Annotated in this window: 24 protein-coding genes; 9 read left to right on the top strand and 15 right to left on the bottom strand. The window is 37.6% G+C overall.

Annotated features, from left to right (window positions below; translation table 11 throughout):
- Positions 1-115 precede the first annotated feature (115 nt).
- The 3 genes from MKY49_RS02420 to MKY49_RS02410 form a co-directional block, all read right to left on the bottom strand.
- The gene (locus tag MKY49_RS02420) at positions 116-5587 is read right to left on the bottom strand and encodes a collagen binding domain-containing protein (RefSeq protein WP_341385536.1); all 5472 of its coding nucleotides are present in this window, start codon (positions 5585-5587) and stop codon (positions 116-118) included.
- 464 nt (positions 5588-6051) lie between these two features.
- Positions 6052-7356 carry an HD domain-containing protein gene (locus tag MKY49_RS02415; protein WP_341385535.1) on the bottom strand — a complete coding sequence of 435 codons (1305 nt, stop codon included), beginning with the start codon at positions 7354-7356 and terminating at the stop codon, positions 6052-6054.
- A gap of 210 nt (positions 7357-7566) precedes the next feature.
- Entirely contained in the window at positions 7567-7791 is a 225-nt protein-coding gene (locus tag MKY49_RS02410; RefSeq protein ID WP_049667962.1) for a DUF1450 domain-containing protein, read from the bottom strand.
- Positions 7792-8027: 236 nt separating this feature from the next.
- On the opposite strand from MKY49_RS02410, the gene MKY49_RS02405 reads away from it, so the two are divergent.
- Positions 8028-8678 carry an RsfA family transcriptional regulator gene (locus MKY49_RS02405; RefSeq protein WP_274795503.1) on the top strand — a complete coding sequence of 217 codons (651 nt, stop codon included), beginning with the start codon at positions 8028-8030 and terminating at the stop codon, positions 8676-8678.
- Positions 8679-8712: 34 nt separating this feature from the next.
- Here MKY49_RS02405 and MKY49_RS02400 read toward each other — a convergent pair whose 3' ends face one another.
- A complete protein-coding gene (locus tag MKY49_RS02400; protein WP_312505010.1) occupies positions 8713-9549 on the bottom strand; it encodes a lipoate--protein ligase family protein in 837 nt (278 codons plus the stop codon).
- 155 nt (positions 9550-9704) lie between these two features.
- On the opposite strand from MKY49_RS02400, the gene hemQ reads away from it, so the two are divergent.
- Positions 9705-10454, top strand: a complete 750-nt coding sequence (hemQ, locus tag MKY49_RS02395) for a hydrogen peroxide-dependent heme synthase (RefSeq protein ID WP_274795501.1) — start codon at positions 9705-9707, stop codon at positions 10452-10454.
- A gap of 41 nt (positions 10455-10495) precedes the next feature.
- On the opposite strand, the gene MKY49_RS02390 is transcribed toward hemQ, so the two are convergent.
- Together MKY49_RS02390 and MKY49_RS02385 are read right to left on the bottom strand one after the other, a co-directional pair.
- The gene (locus tag MKY49_RS02390; protein ID WP_274795500.1) at positions 10496-10678 is read right to left on the bottom strand and encodes a hypothetical protein; all 183 of its coding nucleotides are present in this window, start codon (positions 10676-10678) and stop codon (positions 10496-10498) included.
- Positions 10679-10894: 216 nt separating this feature from the next.
- Positions 10895-11065 carry a hypothetical protein gene (locus tag MKY49_RS02385; protein ID WP_197278966.1) on the bottom strand — a complete coding sequence of 57 codons (171 nt, stop codon included), beginning with the start codon at positions 11063-11065 and terminating at the stop codon, positions 10895-10897.
- A 241-nt stretch (positions 11066-11306) separates the two neighbouring features.
- On the opposite strand from MKY49_RS02385, the gene MKY49_RS02380 reads away from it, so the two are divergent.
- A complete protein-coding gene (locus MKY49_RS02380) occupies positions 11307-11732 on the top strand; it encodes a cell wall hydrolase (RefSeq protein WP_274795499.1) in 426 nt (141 codons plus the stop codon).
- A gap of 22 nt (positions 11733-11754) precedes the next feature.
- Complete coding sequence (gerQ, locus tag MKY49_RS02375; protein ID WP_004227629.1) at positions 11755-12090, top strand: spore coat protein GerQ; 336 nt, start codon at positions 11755-11757, stop codon at positions 12088-12090.
- A 76-nt stretch (positions 12091-12166) separates the two neighbouring features.
- Here gerQ and MKY49_RS02370 read toward each other — a convergent pair whose 3' ends face one another.
- The 5 genes from MKY49_RS02370 to MKY49_RS02350 all read right to left on the bottom strand — a co-directional run bounded on the left by MKY49_RS02370 (position 12167) and on the right by MKY49_RS02350 (position 15107).
- The gene (locus MKY49_RS02370; RefSeq protein ID WP_274795498.1) at positions 12167-13351 is read right to left on the bottom strand and encodes a M20 family metallopeptidase; all 1185 of its coding nucleotides are present in this window, start codon (positions 13349-13351) and stop codon (positions 12167-12169) included.
- A 152-nt stretch (positions 13352-13503) separates the two neighbouring features.
- Positions 13504-13884 carry a DUF423 domain-containing protein gene (locus MKY49_RS02365; protein WP_274795497.1) on the bottom strand — a complete coding sequence of 127 codons (381 nt, stop codon included), beginning with the start codon at positions 13882-13884 and terminating at the stop codon, positions 13504-13506.
- Positions 13885-13911: 27 nt separating this feature from the next.
- Positions 13912-14178, bottom strand: a complete 267-nt coding sequence (locus MKY49_RS02360) for a YwdI family protein (RefSeq protein ID WP_274795496.1) — start codon at positions 14176-14178, stop codon at positions 13912-13914.
- On the bottom strand, positions 14178-14354 hold the full coding sequence (locus tag MKY49_RS02355; protein WP_274797261.1) for a uracil-DNA glycosylase: 177 nt from the start codon (positions 14352-14354) through the stop codon (positions 14178-14180). Before MKY49_RS02355 ends, MKY49_RS02360 begins: the two co-directional genes overlap by 1 nt.
- A 75-nt stretch (positions 14355-14429) precedes the next feature.
- Positions 14430-15107 carry a uracil-DNA glycosylase gene (locus tag MKY49_RS02350; protein ID WP_341385526.1) on the bottom strand — a complete coding sequence of 226 codons (678 nt, stop codon included), beginning with the start codon at positions 15105-15107 and terminating at the stop codon, positions 14430-14432.
- 169 nt (positions 15108-15276) lie between these two features.
- Between MKY49_RS02350 and thiD the strand changes: the two genes are divergently transcribed.
- Positions 15277-16107, top strand: coding sequence for a bifunctional hydroxymethylpyrimidine kinase/phosphomethylpyrimidine kinase (gene thiD, locus MKY49_RS02345; RefSeq protein WP_322611242.1), 831 nt, complete (start codon positions 15277-15279; stop codon positions 16105-16107).
- Positions 16108-16153: 46 nt separating this feature from the next.
- Here the strand turns inward: thiD and MKY49_RS02340 are convergent, their stop codons facing one another.
- Positions 16154-16384 carry a hypothetical protein gene (locus MKY49_RS02340; protein WP_341385525.1) on the bottom strand — a complete coding sequence of 77 codons (231 nt, stop codon included), beginning with the start codon at positions 16382-16384 and terminating at the stop codon, positions 16154-16156.
- Positions 16385-16537: 153 nt separating this feature from the next.
- Between MKY49_RS02340 and MKY49_RS02335 the strand changes: the two genes are divergently transcribed.
- From MKY49_RS02335 to bshB2, 3 genes are all read left to right on the top strand, one after another.
- A complete protein-coding gene (locus MKY49_RS02335; protein WP_274795492.1) occupies positions 16538-16819 on the top strand; it encodes a hypothetical protein in 282 nt (93 codons plus the stop codon).
- Between the two features lie 647 nt (positions 16820-17466).
- Positions 17467-17817, top strand: coding sequence for a YojF family protein (locus tag MKY49_RS02330; protein WP_274795491.1), 351 nt, complete (start codon positions 17467-17469; stop codon positions 17815-17817).
- A 13-nt stretch (positions 17818-17830) separates the two neighbouring features.
- On the top strand, positions 17831-18520 hold the full coding sequence (bshB2, locus tag MKY49_RS02325; protein ID WP_274795490.1) for a bacillithiol biosynthesis deacetylase BshB2: 690 nt from the start codon (positions 17831-17833) through the stop codon (positions 18518-18520).
- Positions 18521-18565: 45 nt separating this feature from the next.
- Here the strand turns inward: bshB2 and MKY49_RS02320 are convergent, their stop codons facing one another.
- Positions 18566-19309 (bottom strand): TerC family protein, encoded by a 744-nt coding sequence (locus tag MKY49_RS02320; protein ID WP_274797260.1) that lies wholly within the window; start codon positions 19307-19309, stop codon positions 18566-18568.
- 201 nt (positions 19310-19510) lie between these two features.
- Here MKY49_RS02320 and ilvA point away from each other — a divergent pair, with 201 nt between their 5' ends.
- The gene (ilvA, locus tag MKY49_RS02315) at positions 19511-20773 is read left to right on the top strand and encodes a threonine ammonia-lyase IlvA (protein ID WP_322611239.1); all 1263 of its coding nucleotides are present in this window, start codon (positions 19511-19513) and stop codon (positions 20771-20773) included.
- Between the two features lie 107 nt (positions 20774-20880).
- Here the strand turns inward: ilvA and MKY49_RS02310 are convergent, their stop codons facing one another.
- Both MKY49_RS02310 and MKY49_RS02305 read right to left on the bottom strand, forming a co-directional pair.
- On the bottom strand, positions 20881-21675 hold the full coding sequence (locus tag MKY49_RS02310) for an ABC transporter ATP-binding protein (protein WP_322611238.1): 795 nt from the start codon (positions 21673-21675) through the stop codon (positions 20881-20883).
- A complete protein-coding gene (locus tag MKY49_RS02305) occupies positions 21668-22696 on the bottom strand; it encodes an ABC transporter permease (RefSeq protein ID WP_341385523.1) in 1029 nt (342 codons plus the stop codon). Before MKY49_RS02305 ends, MKY49_RS02310 begins: the two co-directional genes overlap by 8 nt.
- Positions 22697-22743 lie beyond the last annotated feature (47 nt).

Raw genomic sequence — 22743 nt, 5'->3', positions numbered from 1 at the left:
TTCCCACTCATGTATAAACTTCTTTAGCTCTCACTAAATTGCATTTCTTACTAGTAATATGCCATTATTAAAAATTTGAACCCCCAAGCTATTACCTCTTGGGGGTTCGATTTATTTATTCAAATTCCATTTTGCGGCGACGCAATAAGAACAATGCACCTAGAACGAAAACTATACCTATTAGAACGAGGGCAGTTTGATTAGCCCCATCTGTTTGCGGTAATTTACCTTTCGCCTTCAACTGTGCTTCTAAACGCTCTGCGTCTGCTTTGATTTTTTTAATATCAATTGATCGAGCTACCTCTGCCTGCTCATCTTTTGATAGCTTACTATAATTATTCAGGAAATCCTTATAAGCATCTAACGTATCTTTCGATGCGGTAGATGGGTCATATAGTGGTAAGTTTTTCCCTTGATCAATTACATTTTGTACAGATGTTCCATCATTATCAGAAGCCGATGGACTATTTGGTCCCGGCGTCTGGTTATCCGGATTTGATGGTTTCTCTAGATCTGGTAATGGTTTACTTGGAACTACCGGTTTATCTGGGTCCGGATTTGGTTTGTTTGGATCTACTGGTTTATTTGGGTCCGGATTTGGTTCGTTTGGATCTACCGGTTTATTTGGGTCTGGATTTGGTTTGTTTGGATCTACCGGTTTATCTGGGTCCTGATTTGGTTTATTTGGATCGACTGGTTTATCTGGGTCTGGATTTGGTTTGTTTGGATCGACTGGTTTATCTGGGTCTGGATTTGGTTTGTTTGGATCGACTGGTTTATCTGGGTCCGGATTTGGGCTTGGATCAACAGGCTGCTCAGGTTCTGGTGTTGGATTATTAGGATCAGTTATAGGAGGTGTTATAGGTGGCGTAGGCTGAATTTTTGACTCACATGTATTCCCCACTATAATAGTGCCAATAATCGTCTTTCCGTTTTCTCTAATAGTATACTTACCTGGTTTTACCAATAAGTTACTAATTGTAATCTGACCATTATTATCTGAAGTGAATTCTGTTGAACCATTATTTTCTACCACTAAACCATCTTCACCTATAATAGTGACTTTTACACCAGCACGTGGCTGACCATACATATTATTTATTGTTAATGTGAAATCTGGGCAAGCTGGTGTAATGATTAACTCAGCTTTACAAGTTTGTTTATAGGATACTTCAATTTCACCTAAATAAACTTTATTGTCATACACCTCGTACTTACCTGCTGGTACATTTTCAGAAACAAATGTAATACTACCATCGGCTTCTATCACCGTTGGAATTACATTACCTGATTTATCTTTAATGACAACGTCACTACCAGCTTTTATTAATATGTTGATATTATCTTTCAGTTCGACTGTAAAACGTTCACACGCAGGTTTTTGCTGAACTATAGCCTGACAATTTATATTGCTTGAGAAATCACCAATTTTATTGTCATCCTTATCAAATACCCCATAAATACCTGGCTCTAAATCTTTCAACTCTACCTTACCATCTTTTGTTTTGGCAATAGCTACTGTCTTACCGTCTACATCTTTAATTGTTACTTCTGTATCATTAGCAAATAATTCTCCGTCAACATCTTTGACAGTTAGTTCAAACATTTCGCATTTTGGGGCTTGGATTACTTCATCCTGACAATTGCCATTTTGATACGTAACATTTACCTCACCTAAGTACTGTGTACCTTCATATATTTTATATTTCCCTGATGGCGTAGTTTTATCAATTGTAAACTGTCCATTACTATCAGTTGTTTCAGTAGCAACAATACTATTATTTGTATCTTTTAACGTAACTGGTACATTTGGACGTGGATTATTATTTTCATCCTTCACAGTAATTGTAAATAGTGGACATGAATTTACCGGCTGGATTTCACTATGGCATTCATCCTGTCCGTACTTTACCACAATTGTACCTAACACATTATCATCTTCATCTTTTACTGTGTACGTACCTGCTTGAACATTTGTTCCTGAACCATTTGTTCCTGGACGTTTTATCGATGTGATTTGTCCTAAGCTATTAGTATTTCCTACATTGATTTCAACACCATTGCTATCCACTAATTTAATCGCTTCATTAGCTAATAGGTTTCCATCTATATCCTTTACTGTTAATCTGAAAGCAGGGCAAGCATTTATTGTATCGATCTGCTCATTATTAACAAGTTCAATGATTTTCGTAGCATTGTCAGCCAACTTTGTATCGGTTTTAGCATCTAATTTAATTGCATAGTTTGCCATGAGTTCATAGCCTGTTGGCGCACCCTTTTCTCTAACAATATAGTTCGCATAGTTAACTTCTTCGAATAAGACATTACCTTCTGTGTCAGATGTCGCTGTTGCTACAATATAAGGTGTTCCCTTTATCATTTTCACTAATTCAAATTCTACACCTGGTAATGGTTTTTTGACACCTGATAAAGAATTTAAGCCAACCTTATTAAATTTCAATGTTCCTTTTGTTAATGAGAAATCTGCATCTGATGCACTGAAGCTAAAATTACCATTATATTTTGCTTCTTTTTCTTGATTGACAGCTGTTGCAAAACCAAAGTCAATTTTCGCTTCGTTATTGTAAGGGTCACCCGCTTTACCAAGCACTAATGTTTGGTATTGGATTTGGTAGCCCTCTTTGTTCAATTCAGCAAAGTCGATTTCAAATCCGCCTGTTGCTGGGAATGTGACGCTAAATCCTAAATCAGCGGGATTTAACCAGGCACCATCTGGAACCGATGGACCAGTACTTGCATCTACATTGTATTTCTTTACTTTAATTGTGTCTTTTAATAATAGTTGATTTTCTGATGGTACATCGCTTACTTTAGTAGCACCAAGTGTAGAAAGTGAACGATTGACATCCAGAGTCCACGTTAATCTTTCTGAAGTGGAACTACTGCCTGGAACACCTTTTGTAATTAATTGGTTTGTATAGCTTGGTGTCACAGATGATGCAGGTAAATTGTAAACTTTCGGGCTTCCACCCACATTTGTTGTAAAGATTGCCGTGTTAGTATACGGTTGATTCTTCTCAGCTTTCGTAGTGGATTCAATCCCAACGATGTTGTCAGAATCCTTCGTTTGATATTTTATAATATATACTTTATTGTTTGCAGCCCCTAAATCACCTGCAAACGTAACAGTAAAGCTTTTATTATCTGGTGCAATAGTTAATGTGTACAAACTAGAATCTAAAACAGCACCTTCAGTCCCGATTTCATCATCATTTGGTGTATTTAATGTGAATTCTTTTATCTCGAAGGTACCCGGCACGATTTCATGGCCTTCTCCAAGTGTATCCGCTAGCATAGCATTATTAATATTTTGCTTGTTAATATTGACCTTAATATTCCAGTTGAAAACTTGTTCAATGTAATCATATGCCCCTTGCTTTCGTCCATTATTAACGGAGTTACTTTCTGGTCGATAGTGGGCTTTTTTCGTAATAGAATATGGTTTATCAGTCCTCCAGCTGGCTGCTGCTGTATTACCGTAGCCTTGCTCATAGATTGAGCCATCCGGCAGGATTTCGTACGCTGTCTTATAGATAATAACCGCTGTTTGTCCTTTTGCCACTGTACCACCTGTAAGCGTAAAGCCATTGGCATCAATAGAAATAGTTTGCCCTGTCATATTTGCTACCTTGATATCAGCAGCATCTATTGTACCGTCATTATTTGTATCTACTAATTTATGCGGTGCATTGTAAGATCCTTCAGTAAATGTATCCTCAATTGTTAAACCTTTAATATCTGTTCCAGCACTCGTCCCATTGTCTGCTTTTACAGTAATTGACCATGTAATCTCTTTTTTATCTGTGTCTACTGTTCGGGATTTTGATAAGATGCCTTCTGTCAGTGTGTGTGTTGCTGTTTTTGCGGTTGATACAGTGCCGCTGATAACAGAGTTTGTCATTGTCTCTGAAGAGGAATTACTGTAAAAATCAGCTGGCAGCTTTGCATCGTATGTGATGCGATATGCTTTAGTAATATCTTTAGTAAACGTTAATTTAAAGCCAGTCGCTGTATCATCAACTTTATAATTTCCCGCTTTCACTTCGGTACCAGCGCCAGTTGCCGTACCCGTATCATTCACCGTCATTTCATATACTTTAATAGTAGATGTATCAATAACATGACCAGTCGGCAGCGTATCCTCTATCCAAGCATCTGCCTGGTCAATAGCAGCCTGATTATAGTTATAGCGGACTTCCCATGAAGATACATAGTTATTACTTGTTTTTGAGCTGTCCTTGCTTTTTTCTAAAGCCTTGCCATACGTAGTGGTCGCTATTTTACTGTCTGAATCACTATAGTTATCTTCAATTAATGTGAAGGAATTCGTGAAGGTTTTTTGCCCCTCCTGCTCAGCAATTGGTAAGTTAACTTTTGTCTGATACGTGACTTTGTACGCATTTTTACCATTGAGTGTGATATCTTCGAAGTTTAAATTTGATTGTGTCTCTGGCTCTGAAGCTGTTGCCGCTACACCATTTAAGCCAACCTCATATGTCTCAAGAGTAACAGAATTTTGCACAACCTCGTGTCCATTACCTGGTGTATCCTGTACTTTTGCGTTTTCAAGTTTTTTACCTGCTCTATTGATCCATACTTCCCAATCAATAATACGTTCACCATTTTTGATTGTTACACCTTTACTTTCTTTGGAAACCATCTTTTCCCCGCTAGTAGACGGCAGGAATGTAAGCTTCACATTGTCTGTTCCATCTCCTACAGCTGGAATCACCAAGTTCTGCTCTAAGCTATTTTCTGTGAGATTAAAGCCTGCTGTAAAGTTCATTTCAAATCCAACATCAGTTGAGCCTGCAATATCAGCAGATGGGTCTTCTGTTATTGTCACAGTTACTAAATTTCCTGAAGTGCTCCACTCAAATGCTGGAGAATTAGGGGTTGAACCTTTCTTACCATTAAATGCACTATTAAAGTCAATTAATGAAGCAGGTAATGGATAAGTAAAAAAATCACCTGCCTTTACACCATCTGGTAAATCTACTAAAAATATAAATTTTCCTTGAACTTCTTGGTCTTGCTCTAGCTCTGTAGTAAATTCTGGTGGCACGACATCAGTACCATTAATTTTTAATTCAAAGACATTTAATTTTGCCGTTTCTGTTAGATCTGTAGGAGTAGTGTTTAATAGGGGTTCCATTAGAGGAGATTGTTCTTCTAAGTTTGTTTTATCCCCTGTTGGAACATCCTCTACCTTTTCTCCTTCTGTTCCATTCTCCGGCAGGATCTCTTCCTTGTTATCACCAGTATCCTCTTCAGATGTAGTTGGTGGTGTTATAGATGACCCAGTGTCATCTTCAGTCGAACCTTTTGGTGCGGTTGGTGGTGTTACAGATGGCTCACCATTTTCGACATTACCACCCTCTTCAGATGTAGCTGGCGCTGAAAGTTCCCCTTCATCACTAGAACTATTTGTAGTTGCAACACCTTCCCTTGATTCAGTTGTTGCAGGATCGATCTCATCTGCAAACACTGAAATTGGCGAAAGTACTGTTTGGAATACGAGTAGCAATAAAATTATTGCTATGTTTAGTTTTTTTAAGTTTTTCATGCTTCTCTCCTTTTCTAAGTTCAGAGAGATACCTGTGTGTTTGCTGACGACGTAGGCATTCTTTTAATATTCATTGCTACAAACAATAGGTCGATCCCTCTTTTCTTCATTTTGATTGTCGTCAAAGTTGATTACCTTGCAAAAAAGCACATTAAATAGGCAATAACGATTATCCAAGAATATAATATAAATAATTATGTCATCGCCCATTACTTTAGATTCACATAATCGACATTCTTCACCACCCCTAGGATTATAGAATTATATTGTATTAGTGATAACTGAACAAATTCTAAACAATTAAGGCTTATTTACTTATTAAAAATTAAATATTTTCCATTTGATTTATATTTATACATAAATAAAAACAGTAAAAGAAAACTCAAATTGAGTTCTTTTACTGTTTCTTCACAATAATTCAGAAAATTTATTTTTTTATATACAAATTTTTATACATTTAATTTTTATTTTTGACCTTTCAACAAGGCTAGTATTTCTTCTTTTACAACGGAATGTGTAGTAGTATCCTCTAAAAAATCTAATGGAAAATAGATTTTATGATCTCGCTTCATACGTCCTGAAATAGAATCAACTATAATCGATTCTCGCGAAAGCTCCCGTAGCTCACCATTTTTCATTTCTAAGAATATCGGTACACGTACTTCTTCCTCTCCAGGTCTGTAAAAATCATATGGCAAATCTGCCGTTGTATCGTGCACAAGATAATAATCTGGGTTCAAGTCAGCCTGTTTGAAAAGCTCTTGGAGTCTTTGATATTTATCTAACTCGACTCCAGGGTCTAAATCAATGTACTGAAATAGCTTACGGTTAACAAAGCGGCGACTTAAATCACTTAGAATAGCATCATCCTCTTGCATCCATAGCTGAAAATATGTAAAAAGTATACTCTCGTCTAACGCAAGATAATCCTCTAGTGTGATAGCATTACGGAAAAATGCTAGAAAGTGTGTAGGTTCATGCTTAAATGTATAACCTGCTAAGCTTAATTGTTTTACTCGTTTAAGAATATTATTTAAAATCACTTCTGCGCTACGGGACACTGGGTGGAAATAAATTTGTAAATACATCTGATATCGACTCATAATATAATCTTCCACTGCATGCATACCTGTTGCTTTTATTACCACTTGGTTTTTACGTGGGCGCATTACTCTTAAAATCCGCTCCATATCAAAGTGACCATAGCTAACACCTGTAAAATAAGCATCACGCTGCAAGTAATCCATACGATCCGCATCGATTTGACTTGAAATTAAACTGATCACTTGCTTATTTGGATATGTCTTTTCAATTACTTGCGAGACCTTTTCAGGAAAATCATCTGCTACTTTTTTTAATACTGCATTTACTTCCGTATCGCCCAATAGTATTTGCCTTGTATAGTATTCATGATCCAGCTCAAAGACATTTTCAAAGGCATGTGAAAATGGTCCATGTCCTAAATCATGTAAAAGGGCTGCACATAATACTAATAGTCGCTCACCTTCATCCCAATCAGGGCGACCTACGAAAATATCGTCTACAATACGTCGGACAATTTCGTAAACACCAAGAGAATGGCTAAAGCGACTGTGTTCCGCTCCATGAAATACTAAAAATGTGGTACCTAACTGACGAATTCTGCGTAAACGCTGAAATTCTCTTGTACCCACTAAATCCCATATCACTTGATCTCGAACATGTACATACCGGTGAACAGGGTCTTTAAATACTTTCTCTTCTTGCAATTTAGCGTCTGCATATGTCATTTGGATAGCACCCCCATTTTGTTATAGTTCTATTATATGCGATAAATCTAGGACTAGCATACTTATTACCTTTTTTCTATAGATACTAACAACCTTTTTCAGCTATAATCCAATTTACCCCAAATTCTATTGGTCTAATATTTAAAGCCATCTAAAAATAAACAAAAACAAAAGCTATCCCTAACAAGTAGAGATAGCATGATGTTTTACTTATTTCTTTAATTTTGCTAAAACCTTTTCCATAAGTTCTTCTTCTGTTAAGGCAGCAACAGGTCGGCTATTTACAAAGGTAAATGTTTTTTTGCGTCCTGGACCACAGTAAGAATGACAGCCTATTTCGATGGTTGCATCAGGATCGATTTCCTTTAATTTTGGAATTAACGTTTTTAAGTTAACGGCCTGACATTCATCGCAAACTTTAAATTCGTTTGCCATTTTGTCAACAACCCTTTCTATATAGTATTTTTAAACAAAAATATCGCTCTATTGAACGCATGACCTTCACATATTTAAGTATGCAGCATACGTACAAACCTACATCGGGTATTGTATCGCATTTTTCCCCTTCTATTCAAGCATATTTCCTTCTACATAGATGAATAAAAGGTTAAAAGATTGGTCATGCTAGTCTTAAATAACAAGTTACCAATAAAGGTGGGAGGATTTAAAAAATGAGTAAAGTAAGACAAGATGCTTGGTTAAAAGAAAACGATGAATTATTAGCAGAGGCGGTTATTCGACATGTAACGGAAGGTAGCACACAGCTCAATGCCTTTGAAGAAGCTGGTGATGCATTGAACCGTACTGCTGCAGCCTGTGGTTTTCGTTGGAATGCGGTTGTTCGTAAAGAATACGAGGAACAATTAGCAGAAGCAAAGAAGGAAAGAAAAGAGAGAATGCGAGTGTTGGGAGCACCAGCAAGACGACGTGCTTCTAGTATGTTTACAGTAAATAGTAGTGCAGCAGAAGGAAAATCAATTCCACTATCTGCTCTTTCTCTTGATATTGTTATAGCCTATTTACTACGTTTACAGCATTCTGGTGAAGTAGGAAATGAATCTTCAAAATGGAGACAGCTTGTACATGTAACATCTGAGAAAAATAAAAAGCTAGAGAAAACTATTACAAAACTAGAAGAAGAAAATCGAGCGATTCGCAAGGATTACGAGCAATTTGTTCAAATTATGAATCGCGCTAGACGACTTGTTACATTAGATGAAGAGGAAGAGCGAATTGCGCCTGTTTTCAAAATGGAGAAAAACGGCAACCTTGTAACAAGCAGCTCTATTTATCAATCAGAAAATGGCGATGCGCTTAATTAGCAGCATCGCCTTTTTTATGTTTCATATAATGAGTCTATGACTTTCGTTCAAGCATTTTGGCATTGCGCTCGAAAACACGCTGTAAATAAAAACCGTATAGCTTTAATTCCTCATTATCGAAAGATTGAGGACGAACTTCCTCAGCTAAATGATGAAGTAGTTGCTGAAGACGAATGACAACCGCCTCTACTGTTAAATTTGGATCGACAAGTTCTGAAAGCGAAGCCATGACTTCAGGCACAATTTGAGGATACACAAACTTTGTCTCTGCCTGTTGCAAACTTTCCTCATAAAAGTCACGAATAAGTGCAGCACGTTGTGAGCCGCTTCCTTCAATACATAAATAGATTTGAACAGCTACTCCTTGGCGTAGACGTCTTTGTGAAATGCCTGCAAATTTTTTCCCTTCAATACTTAAATCATAAGATCCTGGACAATAAGAGCCTACTATTTCATAAGCCTCAATTTTAGTAGCTACTTCTGGGAACAACCCCTTCACAAGATCTACCATTACATCATAGCCATCATTAATGCTAAGTGACTGAGTTTGTTCAGACAATATAATAGAAATATTGAGAACTCCTTCATCTAGCACTACCGCTAATCCACCCGAGTTACGAACGATAGGATGATAGCCTCTAGACTCTAGTAATTCCATACCTTGTTGAACATAAGGTAAACGATGATCTTGAATACCAAGTACAACCGAAGCCTCATGAACCCAGGTACGAATTGTTGGCGGCGAAGTTAATTGCCCAACTAATTGACACAACGTATCATCTGTCGCAAATGATTCTAACGGTGATCTTTGCTTTGCACTAATCGATTGATCATAAAAACGCCAAATTGGCTGTTGTAACATACTTTTCATATTGGTACTCCTCTATCTACATCTCTTCTCTTAGCATACATTATCTCTAGTTGGTGTCAAATTCGTGAACTACTATCATGAATTTAGGGATTTTGTACAAACTATGATAAACTAATTTTTGAATGGTATTCACTTATAAAGGAGTGTTTTCAATAATGAATGAAGCAGCAATTACATTAGATGGATGGTATGCTTTACATGACTTCCGCTCAATCGACTGGGCTTCTTGGAAACTTGTTTCTGCTGAAGAACGTCAGGCAGCAGTAGAAGAATTTATTGCTTATTTAGAAAAGCTAAACGAAGCTGATATCGCAAAAACAGGTGCACATGCATTTTATGCAATCGTTGGCCAAAAAGCTGACTTTATGATTATGACATTGCGTGAAACAATGGATGAGCTACAAGAGCTTGAAGCAGAATTTAATAAATTAGCGATAGCTGATTTTACAATTCCTACATACTCTTATGTATCTGTTGTGGAGCTTTCTAACTATTTAGCCGGCGAATCAAATGAAGATCCGTACCAAAATCCACATGTACGTGCACGTTTATATCCTGAACTTCCACGTGCTAAATATGTATGCTTCTACCCGATGGATAAACGCCGTCAAGGGAACGATAACTGGTACATGCTATCAATGGATGAGCGTAAATCATTAATGCGTTCTCACGGAATGATTGGCCGAGGTTATGCTGGTAAAGTTAAGCAAATTATTACAGGTTCTGTGGGCTTTGATGATCACGAATGGGGCGTAACATTATTTGCTGATGATGTGCTACAATTCAAAAAATTAGTATATGAAATGCGCTTCGATGAAGTATCTGCACGCTACGGCGAGTTCGGTGAATTCTTCGTCGGAAACCTACTGGATAAAGATAAACTGGTTAAATTCTTAACTGTTTAATACCAATTAAAAATGCGAGTCCCTGCTATGGACTCGCATTTTTAAATTTCGTTTTCTTCAGCATTCTCGGATTCAAATATTAAAATAATGATATGAATAAAAAATCCAGTAAGAATCATCAGAAAAATCAAATACCCATTATATGGTTGATTGTAGTATTCTGCTATTGCTACTGCCAAAAAAGCACTGATAATAATGGCTACAAACATACTAAAAATACGCATGGATACGCTCCTTCATAAATGCATATATTATTTCATCTTTAGTATGTCTCGGTTAATAGTTACTATACTTGCTACGTAAAAGTTTTACGTCTAGGCAAGATTCATCTTTTTTGAGGATATATTCTTATAACGCTTCGCCAGATCCAAGATAAAAAAGCGCCATCCCTCTACGATGACACTTTCTTATCCAGTAGATTTTAACCTCCACATACTTCCTTAAGAGCTTTCATCCTTTACCTTTAAAATTAAAATAACCGTTTGAATAAAAAAGCCAATCACAATAATTAATATAAAGAGGTACCAATGGAGTGGCTGTCCATAAAACTCTCCTAGTAGAAAGGCTAATACTGCACTTAATAAAATCCCGAACCAAACCCCAATTTCCATTACCCATCACCTCACATGTATGGAATACACATGCAATTCATTTCACGTTCCCCTATTTCTATCTTTTTCTATTTACCCGTTTTATCTAAAAAACTATGGAACTTGTAGGATTATCAATTAATTTATGGGCATTTGTCGTTATTACTACTATATGCATACTAACTTTGATGTGTGATTGTCTTTCTTATCAAAATTGAACATGTCTACAATACCCTCGTGCATATACTGTCTGCGAGGAGGTATGAAAATCGCTGTTATCAAGACGAATGATGCACAAACAGCCCTACTAGCAAGACTTATGCGTGCCGAAGCAGAAGGTGAAGGAGAGCTAGGCATGTTAATGGTTGGGAATGTTGGTGTTAATCGTGTAAGGGGTGATTGTTTAGACTTTGGTGATATTAGAACAATTGAGCAGATGGTTTATCAACGTCCAGGAGGCTTTGAAGCGACTCAAAAAAGTTATTTTTATCAACGAGCACGTGATCAAGATATTCGGTTAGCAAAACGGGTGATTCAAGGCGAACGATTTCATCCAGCGACCCGCTCCTTATGGTTTTTCATGCCTGCAGGTGAATGTCCTGCACAATGGTATGGCCAGTGGAATACTGGCAGATTCAAATCTCATTGCTTTTTCTCGCCAACTGAACAAGATTGTCCTCAAATTTAAAAAGAAAGTAGGTCGATAATTGATGATGCCTTATTATTGGACACCAACAACGCAACAACAAATGACTCCTCCTCCAGTGACACTTCCAAGCGGAAGACCACCTGGTCGCGAAGAGTCCTATATAGAAAATATTTTAAGATTGAATCGAGGAAAACCAGCTACCTTCCATTTTTCTTTTGAGCATGCAGTAGAACAGGGAAAAAACACAAAAACTGTGCGTGGTGTAGTGGAAGCCGCTGGACGGGATCATGTCATTATCCGTGAACTTAAATCCAATCATCGTTTCCTATTCCCTATGATTTATTTTGATTTCGCTGAGTATGATGAAGAAATGGCTTATTTTAATCAGAATCCATAATTGTATTTTCTAGTGTAAAAATCCGCAATACGCTCACTGACAAATGGTCAATGAGCGTATGCGGATTTTTTATCGTTTACTCGATTTCATTTCCTTTTAAATACGCTAATGTTGCTTTACCTAAAGTTTTTGCAGCAATCAGCATGGCACGTTCATCAAAATCAAAGCGGGCATGATGATGAGGATAGGCCGTTTCCCACTCTGGCTTTTTAGCACCGGTGAAGAAGAATGTACCCGGTACTTTTTCTAAATAATAAGCAAAATCCTCCCCAACCATAAACGGTGGACATGTTCTTACGTGCGCTACACCTGGTACAGTTGAAGCTAGCTCAGTCACGAAATCGGTTTCTTTCTGATGATTATAAACAGGTGGATAGCCTCTTGAGTAGCGATACTCATAGCTTGCCCCGAATGCAAGGCAAGTTGCATTCAATACTGCTTCTAGCTCTCGCTCTATTTGTGTCCGCACCTCTTCTTCAAATGTACGAATTGTTCCCGCCAGTACCACTCGGTCAGCAATAACATTAAACGGATTAATTGCCTCGAAATGACCGATTGTTAACACAGCTGATTTTAATGGATCAATACGTCTTGAAACAAGCTGTTGAGCATTAATGACAAATTGTGAGGCAAGGGTTACAGCATCAATGGAGTGATGTGGCTCTGCACCATGACCACCCTTTCCTTGGATCGCAATTTCTACTTTATCAGCGGCAGCCATAATTGCGCCATCTTTCACTAAAATTTCTCCTAATGGTGTAGGTGCCCATAGATGTGTACCAAAAATAACATCTACCCCATCTAAACATCCGTCCTCTATCATTGGCTTTGCTCCACCTGGTGCCACTTCTTCAGCATGCTGATGAATAAAAACTACATTGCCTGCTATGTCGTCCTTCATCGCATTAAGTGCCTTAGCTAACCCGAGCAATGTGGCTGTATGACCATCATGCCCACAAGCATGCATTATTCCAGGTACTTTAGATTTATAGGGAACATCATTTTCCTCTTGTATAGCTAAAGCGTCAAAATCAGCTCGCAATGCTACTGTTTTGCCAGGTTTATTACCGTGTAATATGGCTACTACACCACGCCCCCCTACACCTTCACGAACCTCATGGCCCAATTCTCTATGAAAAGCAGCTATATAAGCTGGCGTCTTCTCTTCCTCAAAGGATAATTCAGGGTATTCGTGTAAGTGCCGACGAATTCCTACCATCTCATCATAGTAACGATCTATGAATGTAAATAGTTTTTCCATGCTTCCACAACCTCACTTTTTATATTTTCAAAATATTACAAGTAATAGTAGTGTACTATAATAACTTGTTAAATGAATACGATTTACATTGAGAGTAATTGTTTATAACAAAGAAAACTCTCCTACACATAGTGCAAGAGAGACATAATTCATTAGCGAGCATGTTTTAGAGCAGATAAAATAATGAGTAACCATCCTATTAAAAATAGGACGCCACCAATCGGTGTAATGGCACCCAACACTTTTATACCACTTATTGCTAATACATATAAGCTACCTGAAAAGAAAACAATCCCAAGGTTAAAGAAAATACCTGCCACATTTAATTGTTTCACTTCACCAAATAGTTTAGAGCTCATTAGTAGGCCAATAACTAGCAAGCCCGTAGCATGAAACATTTGATATTGGACTGCGGTTTCCCAAATACCTCGACTATATTCATCTAAAACTTCCTTTAACGCATGTGCACCGAATGCACCAAATGCCACTGCTAATAGGCCGTGAAGAGCACCTGACACGATAAATCTTTTCATTTCTCGTTACCCTACCTTTAAAATGGATTAAAAATCAAAAATGGAATCACCATTTGCTCCATCTTCTTCAATCTTTGAAGTATATAAAGTTGATGGTTTTGACTCTGCCACAAGCATTTGTGGTAAATGCTTAGGAGGTGTGATTGATGCGGTATCACTTGGAGAATCTAACACCACATCACATAATGCTCGAATGGCTATAAGAGCTTCGCGAATTTGTTGATCATTCCCTGCATTTTTTGCACCAGATAATTGTTTTTCAAGTTGTTGTATAACGGCTTGATAAGGAATCATTACATTCTCCCACTTTCTACTTTTGGTACAAATTTCAAACAATCCATACCTGAGGATTGTTTAACGACAACGGATGGTATTTGCTTTGTTTTAAAGCCATATGCTGCACAAGCTCGTGGGGTTTGTGGGTCCCAGGTTACTTTAAAGAACTGACACTTAAAACAATTCACCTTCATCATCGTCCCTCACTTTCTTCTATAATAACTGTATCATGATTTGTAGAGGGTATAAAGCAAACGATTTGTGCCAATCTATGCTAAACACCAATCAATGGGTTGTTTGCCCCACTCCTCTAATTGCTGGTTAATTGTTGAATATGGTTTACTTCCAAAAAATCCTCGGTATGCACTTAGAGGGCTCGGATGTGGCGCCTCGAGGATGACATGAGGTGTTTTATATTTTCGTATCAGCTGTTTTTTTCGCTGTGCTGGTTTACCCCAAAGTACAAAAATAAGTGGTTCTTCCCTAGCTGCCAATTGATCAATTACAGCATCGGTAAATTGCTCCCACCCTTGATCTTTATGAGAATGTGCCTGTCCCGCTCGCACCGTAAGAACCGTATTTAAAAGCATGACACCTTGCTCTGCCCATTTTGTTAATGTTCCATTTTTAGGAATAGGACAGCCAATATCATCTTGTAGCTCTTGAAACATGTTTCGTAAGCTAGGTGGATGCGGAATACCTGGCTTAACTGAAAAGCTTAAGCCATGTGCTTGATTTGGACCATGATAAGGATCTTGTCCTAAAATCACTACCTTTACATCATGGTAAGCTGTTGTATAAAATGCATTCATTACATCATCCATTGGTGGATAAATAGTTTGTGTGGAATATTCATTTGCTATAAATTGGCGTAGTTGTTGATAGTATGGTTTTTCCATCTCTTTAGCGAGTATTTCTTGCCAATCATTCGGGAATACTTGTTTCATCGTCCATTAAGCCCCTTTCTCTTCTTACAACGGTACAAAAAATTAATCTTGAATTCAAGCGTCATTTCAAACTGACCTTATATAAATATCATATTCTGGCTATTTTTATAGAATCAGATTCAGACTATACTAAATGGTAAATTTAATTACGATAAAGGAGATCTTTTACATGACTCTAAAAAAAACATTAACAATTGCTGGTTCAGATACATCAGGCGGAGCTGGGATGCAAGCCGACCTAAAAACATTTCAAGAGCACGGTACATATGGTATGGTAGCTTTAACAGTTGTCGTAACAATGGATCCGAACGGCTGGACACATCATGTTACTCCACTCCCAACAGAGCTTTTACAAAAGCAAATTGACACAGCTCTTTCTACAGGTATTGATGCCATTAAAACAGGTATGTTATCAACTGAAGAAATCATTCGTATTGCTGGTGAGGCTATCGCAAAATCAGGCACTACAAATGTTGTCATCGATCCTGTGATGGTATGTAAGGGAGAAGATGAAGTCCTGAACCCTGGTAACACAGATGCTATGATACAACATCTTTTACCATTAGCAGCAGTCACAACACCTAATCTTTTCGAGGCTGGACAATTAGCTGGGACAGGTACACCCAAAACAATAGATGAAATGAAAACAGCAGCACGAAAAATCCATCAACTAGGTGCAAAAGCTGTTGTCATCAAAGGTGGAAAAGCACTAGCAACAGAAAAAGCAACAGACCTATTCTTCGATGGAGAAACATTCTTCCTATTAGAATCCGAGAAAGTTGCTTCGACTAATAACCATGGTGCAGGCTGTACATTTGCTGCTTCTGTAACGGCAAACCTTGCCAACGGTCTTTCTATTAAAGATGCTGTTATTGAGGCAAAAGAATTTGTATCAGCTGCCATCGCACATGGCTGGGCTCTAAATGACTATGTTGGTCCAGTCATGCACGGAGCAAAATCCCGTTATGGTGCTCCACAAGTAACAGTAACTGAAGTTTAATTAAGAAAGGGATGGCCTCAAAAGTTATTTGAGACATCCCTTTTCTTTACAGATATTTCTCCATCATCTCAAGCCTATAATCCCATGGGTCATTTATTGAAATAAATTGGGCTAAAGCCTTACTTTCCTTTTTACGCTCAACACGTGCCTTTGCTCGCTCTGAAGCAGTTTCATGCAACCTCGTTTCCTCCACCGTTTCGGGGATAACACGGGGAACTAACGCAGGTTTTTTATTGTCATCTAATGCTACAAAGGTTAATAATGCAGTCGCTGCCACCTTTCTTTCCCCTGTTTTCAAGTTTTATTTAATTTTCAGAATATTACAATCTTTAAACGATTCTTTATTGTTTACGTCTCAGCTAAAGTTAAAATGGGACAAGATACGTTAGGACTTCGTATCCCATATATTAGCTGTATGGGAGGGGAAAAGATGAAAAAAAACAAGATAGAGGACGTAACGGAAGAATCAGGATTACTAGCAGGAGAAATCACCTCTTCAAAAGTTGAAGTAATTTCTTCCATTATATTAACACTTGGTTACTCATTATCCACCCTTGCCACCATATTAGCTCTGCAGGAGGAGGAAGAATTAGCACAAGCCAAGACAACTGAAACCCAAGATCAAAATCTTTATATGAGGCAAATGTATAAGCAGCTACAAAATATGAACAATCGTTTAGATGCGATAGAGCGCAAGCTTAATCGATACTAACGAATACATAGCCTACACAAAAACTCAATAAAAAACCGCGACTCTCCGTCATAAAAGAGAATCGCGGTTTTTTACTATACTATGATAATGAGCTTCATTTTTCTTCCTTTTTCACAGCAACCTGTATACCTGTTAAAGGAACGTCATCTATTGTACCAAGATAGAGTTCGTTATTACCGAAATAATACTCCCTCTAACAGCTGGAGCTGTCTACACACACGATTTAGGAAGAAGTCATGGTTGCAATATCTATTAGGATGTGAAGATGGATACAATACAAAACGACACATTTTGTACATATTTATTTTCACACTCCCTATATTGATACATTACAATAATTTTTTCAAGAATATTGCTTAAAAATTTATCATAGATTAAGAGATGATGATTCATTTACCTTGAAGACGTCTCAGATTTATTAGAGACATGTATGAGTTTGTTTAGTTAAACATTCTCGCTAAATTTTACTTGCCAGTCTGAAAAAATCTTGGCGTTTATTTATCTACTTCCAAAACAAAGTGTAAGTAGCAATAACTCCGAGGCTCAATGTAAATAAATCATGAATTTTTAATACCAAAGCAATCAATTTCCCTTTGCGAATTTTTTTTACTATACTAAAAGGAGAAATGATCGAGAGGAGTGTTAAGATGCAAGAAGTACAAGTAGAGACGTTGCAAGAATTGCTGAATTCTTTCGCCAACAAAGACGTTTATATTCATCTTGAGACGACAAACGGTTCTTATGCAGCACACTATGATGAAAAATTCTTTAATGCAGGTGCTTTTATTCGCAATGCTAAGATTAATTATGAGCTTGCTAAAGTGGTAGATCATGCACCGCATCGTGTTGGTTTAAAATTACCTCATGGTTGGGTTTATGCACAAGGCATTACACATTTTGAATTAGATGATTTAGGCCGTTTATTAATGGCTGGACTAGACTATTCTGGAAAATTGGCGATTGCACTTGAAATTAGTGAAACGCCATTTAGTTACTAAGGGGGACGACTATTTGAATTTACAACCACAACGTCATATTTTAATTGTGTACCCTCACCCAGATGATGAGGCTTTTTCAGTTGCCGGTACAATCGCCTACTATACAAAGAAAATGAATACACCTGTTACATATGCCTGTTTAACATTAGGCGAAATGGGACGTAATTTAGGTAATCCACCCTTTGCAACGCGTGAGTCCTTACCTGAAATCCGCCGTAAGGAACTAGTAGCAGCAGCAGAGGCAATGGGTATTCAAGATTTACGTATGCTTGGTTTGCGAGATAAAACAATTGAATTTGAAGATGATGAGAAAATGGTAAAATTAGTGGAAGGTCTAATTGAAGAGCTAATGCCTTCTTTAATTTTCACATTCTTACCTGGTTTTGCAGTTCATCCAGACCACGAAGCAACAGCGCGTGCTGTTGTAGAGGCTGTACGCCGTATGCCAAAGGCTGCTCGTCCACAAGTATTTGGATGCGCTTTTGCCAATGATACGATTGAAAAAAATGGTGAACCGCATATTGTCTACGATATTCGTGAAATGAGAATGGACAAATTAAAAGCATTACAAGCCCATGCATCACAAACGGGCTGGATGATGCAGGAAACTGAAAAACGCATTGATGACGGTGAACCAATGAGTGAGAGCTGGCTCAATGTTGAAAAATTCTATATTGTTGATCCTGACAAATATGTAAAATAAAAAACGTTCTGTTCTCATTTTATCTTTGAGAACAGAACGTTTTTATTAGGAAGCTCTTACTTTATTCATAATATGCACAACCATGGTGATTAGAAAAGCAACTACTAAGAATAAGAAGAATAAATAATGTGGTATATGGATATTGACAACACTCACTAACATTTTTAAGCCAATGACCCCAATAATTATAAAGGCTGTTGCTTCGAGCTCAGGAATTTTTTCGATAATGATTAAAAAAACACCTGCAATCGTTCTCATCATTAAAATCCCTAACATTCCTCCAATTAAAAGCACCCACACTTGATCTGATACGGCAAAGGCAGCAAATATGGAATCGATTGAAAATGCAATGTCCATTAGTTCAACAGAGATGACCGTTGCCCAAAAGGTGCCAAAAAAACGTACCATCCATCCTGATTTTTTTACTTCTTTCACACTATCTTCATTCCCTATGTGAAGAAAATGAGCCACACAGAGCCAAGCCAAATATAAAGCACCTAACACTTTAATAAACCAAAACTCTACAAGGTATACCCCTATACCAATGAATAAAAATCTAAAAAAATAGGCACCTAACATCCCATACATTAACGCTCGTTTACGTTGTTTATCTGGTAAATGTTTAACGAGTACTGCTAATACTAGTGCATTATCGGCTGACAGCAATCCTTCTATTATAATTAATGAGGAAATTAGCCCCCAAGATACAGGGTCGGTCAATACTTCCTGCCACATGGCCCAATCAAAAAATTGCCTATATGTAGATAGAATTCCTTGAATGATCTCCACCATTTACCCTCCCACTTGTCCTAAGCTAATCTAGTATATGCTTGACCATTTTTGTTATGAGAGTTGTATTTATTTGATAAAACGCTTACATTTTAAAATAGACACGGAAAATTTAGAATTTACTAAAAATTAATCACAAAAAGCAAAAAAAGTGTGCTATTATAGATGAATGTTTTAAACGTATAACGGAGGATGAATACTATGGAAGTTGCTGATACTAGAACCGTGCAAGTAGAGAATGTCTTAATTGCACATCATTTTTTAAAAGATGTAGTTGTGCATACGCCACTACAAAAAAACGACTATTTATCCGAGAAATACGGAGCAAATATTTATTTTAAACGCGAAGATTTACAGCATGTACGCTCATTCAAACTTCGTGGTGCCTATTATAAAATTAAAAAAATTGAAGATGAAGCACGCAATGCGGGTGTGGTCTGTGCAAGTGCAGGAAATCATGCACAAGGTGTAGCTTACGCCTGTGCACAATTAAAAATTCAAGCTAGCATTTTTATGCCCCAAACAACACCTAAGCAAAAAATAGATCAAGTCCGCATGTTTGGCCGTGAATATGTAGAGATTATTTTAGCAGGCGATACATTTGATGACTCTGCCGAAAGCGCGTTAAGTTACTGTGAGGAACACGGTAAAATTTTCATTCATCCATTTGATGATTTCGATGTTATTGCGGGTCAAGGAACTGTAGCAGTTGAAATTATGAATGACATGGAGGAACCAATCGACTACGTATTTGGTAGTATAGGCGGTGGTGGCTTAATGTCAGGCGTTTCTGCCTACGTGAAAAACCTCTCCCCTTCTAGTAAAATTATTGGTGTCGAACCAGCTGGAGCGGGCAGTATGAAAGCTGCTTTTGCTGAAGGTGGTGCGGTGGCTCTTGATTGGATTGACAAATTCGTCGATGGAGCTGCAGTAAAATGCGTCGGTCATCACACATATGATGTTTGTCGTCGCTATTTAGACGACATACTACTTGTACCTGAAGGCAAAGTTTGTACAACAATCTTAGATCTATATAATAAACATGCGATTATTGCCGAGCCTGCTGGAGCACTGTCAGTTGCAGCTCTTGATTTTTATAAGGAAGAAATTAAAGGTAAGTCAGTCGTTGTCATTATTAGTGGTGGTAATAATGATATTGGACGAATGCAGGAGATTAAGGAAAAGTCGCTTATTCATGAAGGGTTGCTTTACTACTTCATTGTCAGCTTCCCTCAACGTGCAGGCGCACTACGCCAATTCCTCACTAGTGTGCTAGGACCAAATGATGACATCACTACGTTTGAATATACTAAGAAAAACAATAAAGAAAGTGGTCCTGCCTTAGTCGGTATTGAACTTGGCGATCGAGCTGATTATGAAGGGTTGCTAGCGCGAATGAATGAGTTTGGCTTCAAATACAAAGAAGTAAACAATGACATTCAACTATTTGGCTTACTAGTTTAAAATAAAGAGTCTCACTGCTTAGCAGGTGAATTGATTTGGTCATCAACTTAAGAAAATAACAAAAGGAATCGAGCGTGAAAGTTCTCGATTCCTTTTAGCGTTCCAAATTATCCTAATAAAGCACGATCTGAATTCATTTTTTCACCACGTATGCGTTCAAATTCAGCCATTAAATCTGGGATGGTTAATTCATGTTTACGATCTTCACCAACCTCTAAAATGATTTGCCCTTTATCCATCATTATAAGACGATTCCCTAAATCTAAAGCTTGTTGCATATTATGCGTGACCATTAATGTCGTTAAATTATCTTTTTCCACTAGATACTTTGTAATCCGAGTAATTAACTCTGCACGAGATGGATCAAGTGCAGCTGTATGCTCATCCAGCAATAAAATAGACGGTTTCGTGAATGTAGCCATTAATAATGACAATGCTTGGCGTTCCCCACCTGACAGTAGGCCTACTTTTGCGGAAAGTCGATTTTCAAGATTTAAACCAAGCATCTCTAATGATTCCTTGAAAAATTCACGGCGCTTTTTATCTACACCGATACGTAAGCCTCTGCTCTTATTTCTTGAGTATGCTAATGCGACGTTTTCTTCAATTGTCATAGCAGGTGCTGTACCTGCCATTGGATCTTGGAACACACGACCAATATATTGCGAGCGTTTATATTCAGGTAAATTCGTCACATCATTACCATCGATGGACACTGTCCCAAAATCAGGTGTTAAAGCTCCTGAAATCATATTCATCATCGTAGACTTCCCTGCTCCATTACTACCGATGATTGTCACAAAATCCCCTGGTTTTAAGTGAAGATTAATTTCTGCAAGTGCAATTTTTTCATCTGGTGTTCCTTCATTAAACACCTTATTAATGCCATGTAATTTAAGCAAGGCCTTTTCCCCCTCGCTCTACAGTTTTTACTGGTTTAAGTTCTGCAGCACGTTTCGCCTTTCGTTTGCGCTCCTTAGTCTTGTTGATAAATTGCGGTAAGACAAGTGCCAAAATAACGATGATTGCTGTAATTAATTTCATATCTCCTGAATCAAGGAAATCTACACGTAAAGCTAATGCTAGAATAATACGATAAATGATCGCGCCAGCAATGACTGCAAAAGTAGTACGAATAATTGTTTTTGTACCAAAAATGGCTTCACCAATAATAACCGAAGCAAGACCGATAACAATCATACCAATCCCCATACTAACATCGGAGAACTTCGAGTATTGTGCGATTAAAGCTCCAGAAAATGCGACAAGTGCATTAGAAAGTCCTAGACCTAGAATGATAAGTGTATCTGTATTTGCTGAGAAGCTACGAATCATTCGTTTATTATCACCAGTTGCTCGAATAGCAAGCCCTACCTCAGTCTTTAAGAACCAGTCTGCTAATAATTTAATTAAAATCGTGATGATTAATACGACAATCAGCACACTCCATGTACCTGGTACATGCTGAAATCCCATGCCTTTTAATAGGTTATTAAGAGCATCATCGATCCCTAAATTACTCCAAAATGTTTGAAACTTTGAAAATATCGTTTCTGAATTTAGCAGTGGAATATTCGGGCGACCTATCGTATTTTCTGCAGTTAACCCCATAATACGTAGGTTTATTGAGTACAATGCAATCATCATTAATATCCCTGATAATAGCGGATTAATCTTCCCTTTCGTGTGGAGAATTCCTGTTATACATCCAGCAATAAATCCAGCAACAATTGCCACTAAAGTCGCTAAGATTGGGTGGTAGCCAAGCAAGACCATTGTTGCTGCAGTTGCCGCCCCTGTTACAAAGCTTCCATCAACCGTTAAATCCGGAAAATCTAACACCCGAAATGTTAAATATACACCAAGTGCCATAATTGCATAGATGATTCCTTGCTCCACTGCGCCAAATAATGCTAAAAACATCGTTGAATCATCTCCTAAATCTCTTTTTTATTTATACCGCTTATAAA

Source organism: Lysinibacillus sp. FSL M8-0134, from assembly GCF_038069745.1.
In the GTDB taxonomy this organism is placed as follows: domain Bacteria; phylum Bacillota; class Bacilli; order Bacillales_A; family Planococcaceae; genus Lysinibacillus; species Lysinibacillus irui.
Note: the sequence above shows the minus strand (reverse complement) of the source record. Positions and strands in the feature narration are given on the sequence as shown.

Excerpts from the sequence above, each read along its gene's own strand:
- MKY49_RS02415 (WP_341385535.1), bottom strand. The coding sequence starts at position 7,356 with ATGACATATGCAGACGCTAAATTGCAAGAAGAGAAAGTATTTAAAGAC.
- MKY49_RS02305 (WP_341385523.1), bottom strand. The coding sequence starts at position 22,696 with ATGTTTTTAGCATTATTTGGCGCAGTGGAGCAAGGAATCATCTATGCA.
- MKY49_RS02390 (WP_274795500.1), bottom strand. The coding sequence starts at position 10,678 with ATGCGTATTTTTAGTATGTTTGTAGCCATTATTATCAGTGCTTTTTTG.
- MKY49_RS02355 (WP_274797261.1), bottom strand. The coding sequence starts at position 14,354 with ATGAAGGTGAATTGTTTTAAGTGTCAGTTCTTTAAAGTAACCTGGGAC.
- MKY49_RS02360 (WP_274795496.1), bottom strand. The coding sequence starts at position 14,178 with ATGATTCCTTATCAAGCCGTTATACAACAACTTGAAAAACAATTATCT.
- MKY49_RS02385 (WP_197278966.1), bottom strand. The coding sequence starts at position 11,065 with ATGGAAATTGGGGTTTGGTTCGGGATTTTATTAAGTGCAGTATTAGCC.
- MKY49_RS02370 (WP_274795498.1), bottom strand. The coding sequence starts at position 13,351 with ATGGAAAAACTATTTACATTCATAGATCGTTACTATGATGAGATGGTA.
- MKY49_RS02365 (WP_274795497.1), bottom strand. The coding sequence starts at position 13,884 with ATGAAAAGATTTATCGTGTCAGGTGCTCTTCACGGCCTATTAGCAGTG.
- thiD (WP_322611242.1), top strand. The coding sequence starts at position 15,277 with ATGACTCTAAAAAAAACATTAACAATTGCTGGTTCAGATACATCAGGC.
- gerQ (WP_004227629.1), top strand. The coding sequence starts at position 11,755 with ATGATGCCTTATTATTGGACACCAACAACGCAACAACAAATGACTCCT.
- MKY49_RS02420 (WP_341385536.1), bottom strand. The coding sequence starts at position 5,587 with ATGAAAAACTTAAAAAAACTAAACATAGCAATAATTTTATTGCTACTC.
- MKY49_RS02350 (WP_341385526.1), bottom strand. The coding sequence starts at position 15,107 with ATGAAACAAGTATTCCCGAATGATTGGCAAGAAATACTCGCTAAAGAG.
- MKY49_RS02380 (WP_274795499.1), top strand. The coding sequence starts at position 11,307 with ATGAAAATCGCTGTTATCAAGACGAATGATGCACAAACAGCCCTACTA.
- MKY49_RS02335 (WP_274795492.1), top strand. The coding sequence starts at position 16,538 with ATGAAAAAAAACAAGATAGAGGACGTAACGGAAGAATCAGGATTACTA.
- hemQ (WP_274795501.1), top strand. The coding sequence starts at position 9,705 with ATGAATGAAGCAGCAATTACATTAGATGGATGGTATGCTTTACATGAC.
- MKY49_RS02405 (WP_274795503.1), top strand. The coding sequence starts at position 8,028 with ATGAGTAAAGTAAGACAAGATGCTTGGTTAAAAGAAAACGATGAATTA.
- MKY49_RS02330 (WP_274795491.1), top strand. The coding sequence starts at position 17,467 with ATGCAAGAAGTACAAGTAGAGACGTTGCAAGAATTGCTGAATTCTTTC.
- ilvA (WP_322611239.1), top strand. The coding sequence starts at position 19,511 with ATGGAAGTTGCTGATACTAGAACCGTGCAAGTAGAGAATGTCTTAATT.
- MKY49_RS02400 (WP_312505010.1), bottom strand. The coding sequence starts at position 9,549 with ATGAAAAGTATGTTACAACAGCCAATTTGGCGTTTTTATGATCAATCG.
- MKY49_RS02410 (WP_049667962.1), bottom strand. The coding sequence starts at position 7,791 with ATGGCAAACGAATTTAAAGTTTGCGATGAATGTCAGGCCGTTAACTTA.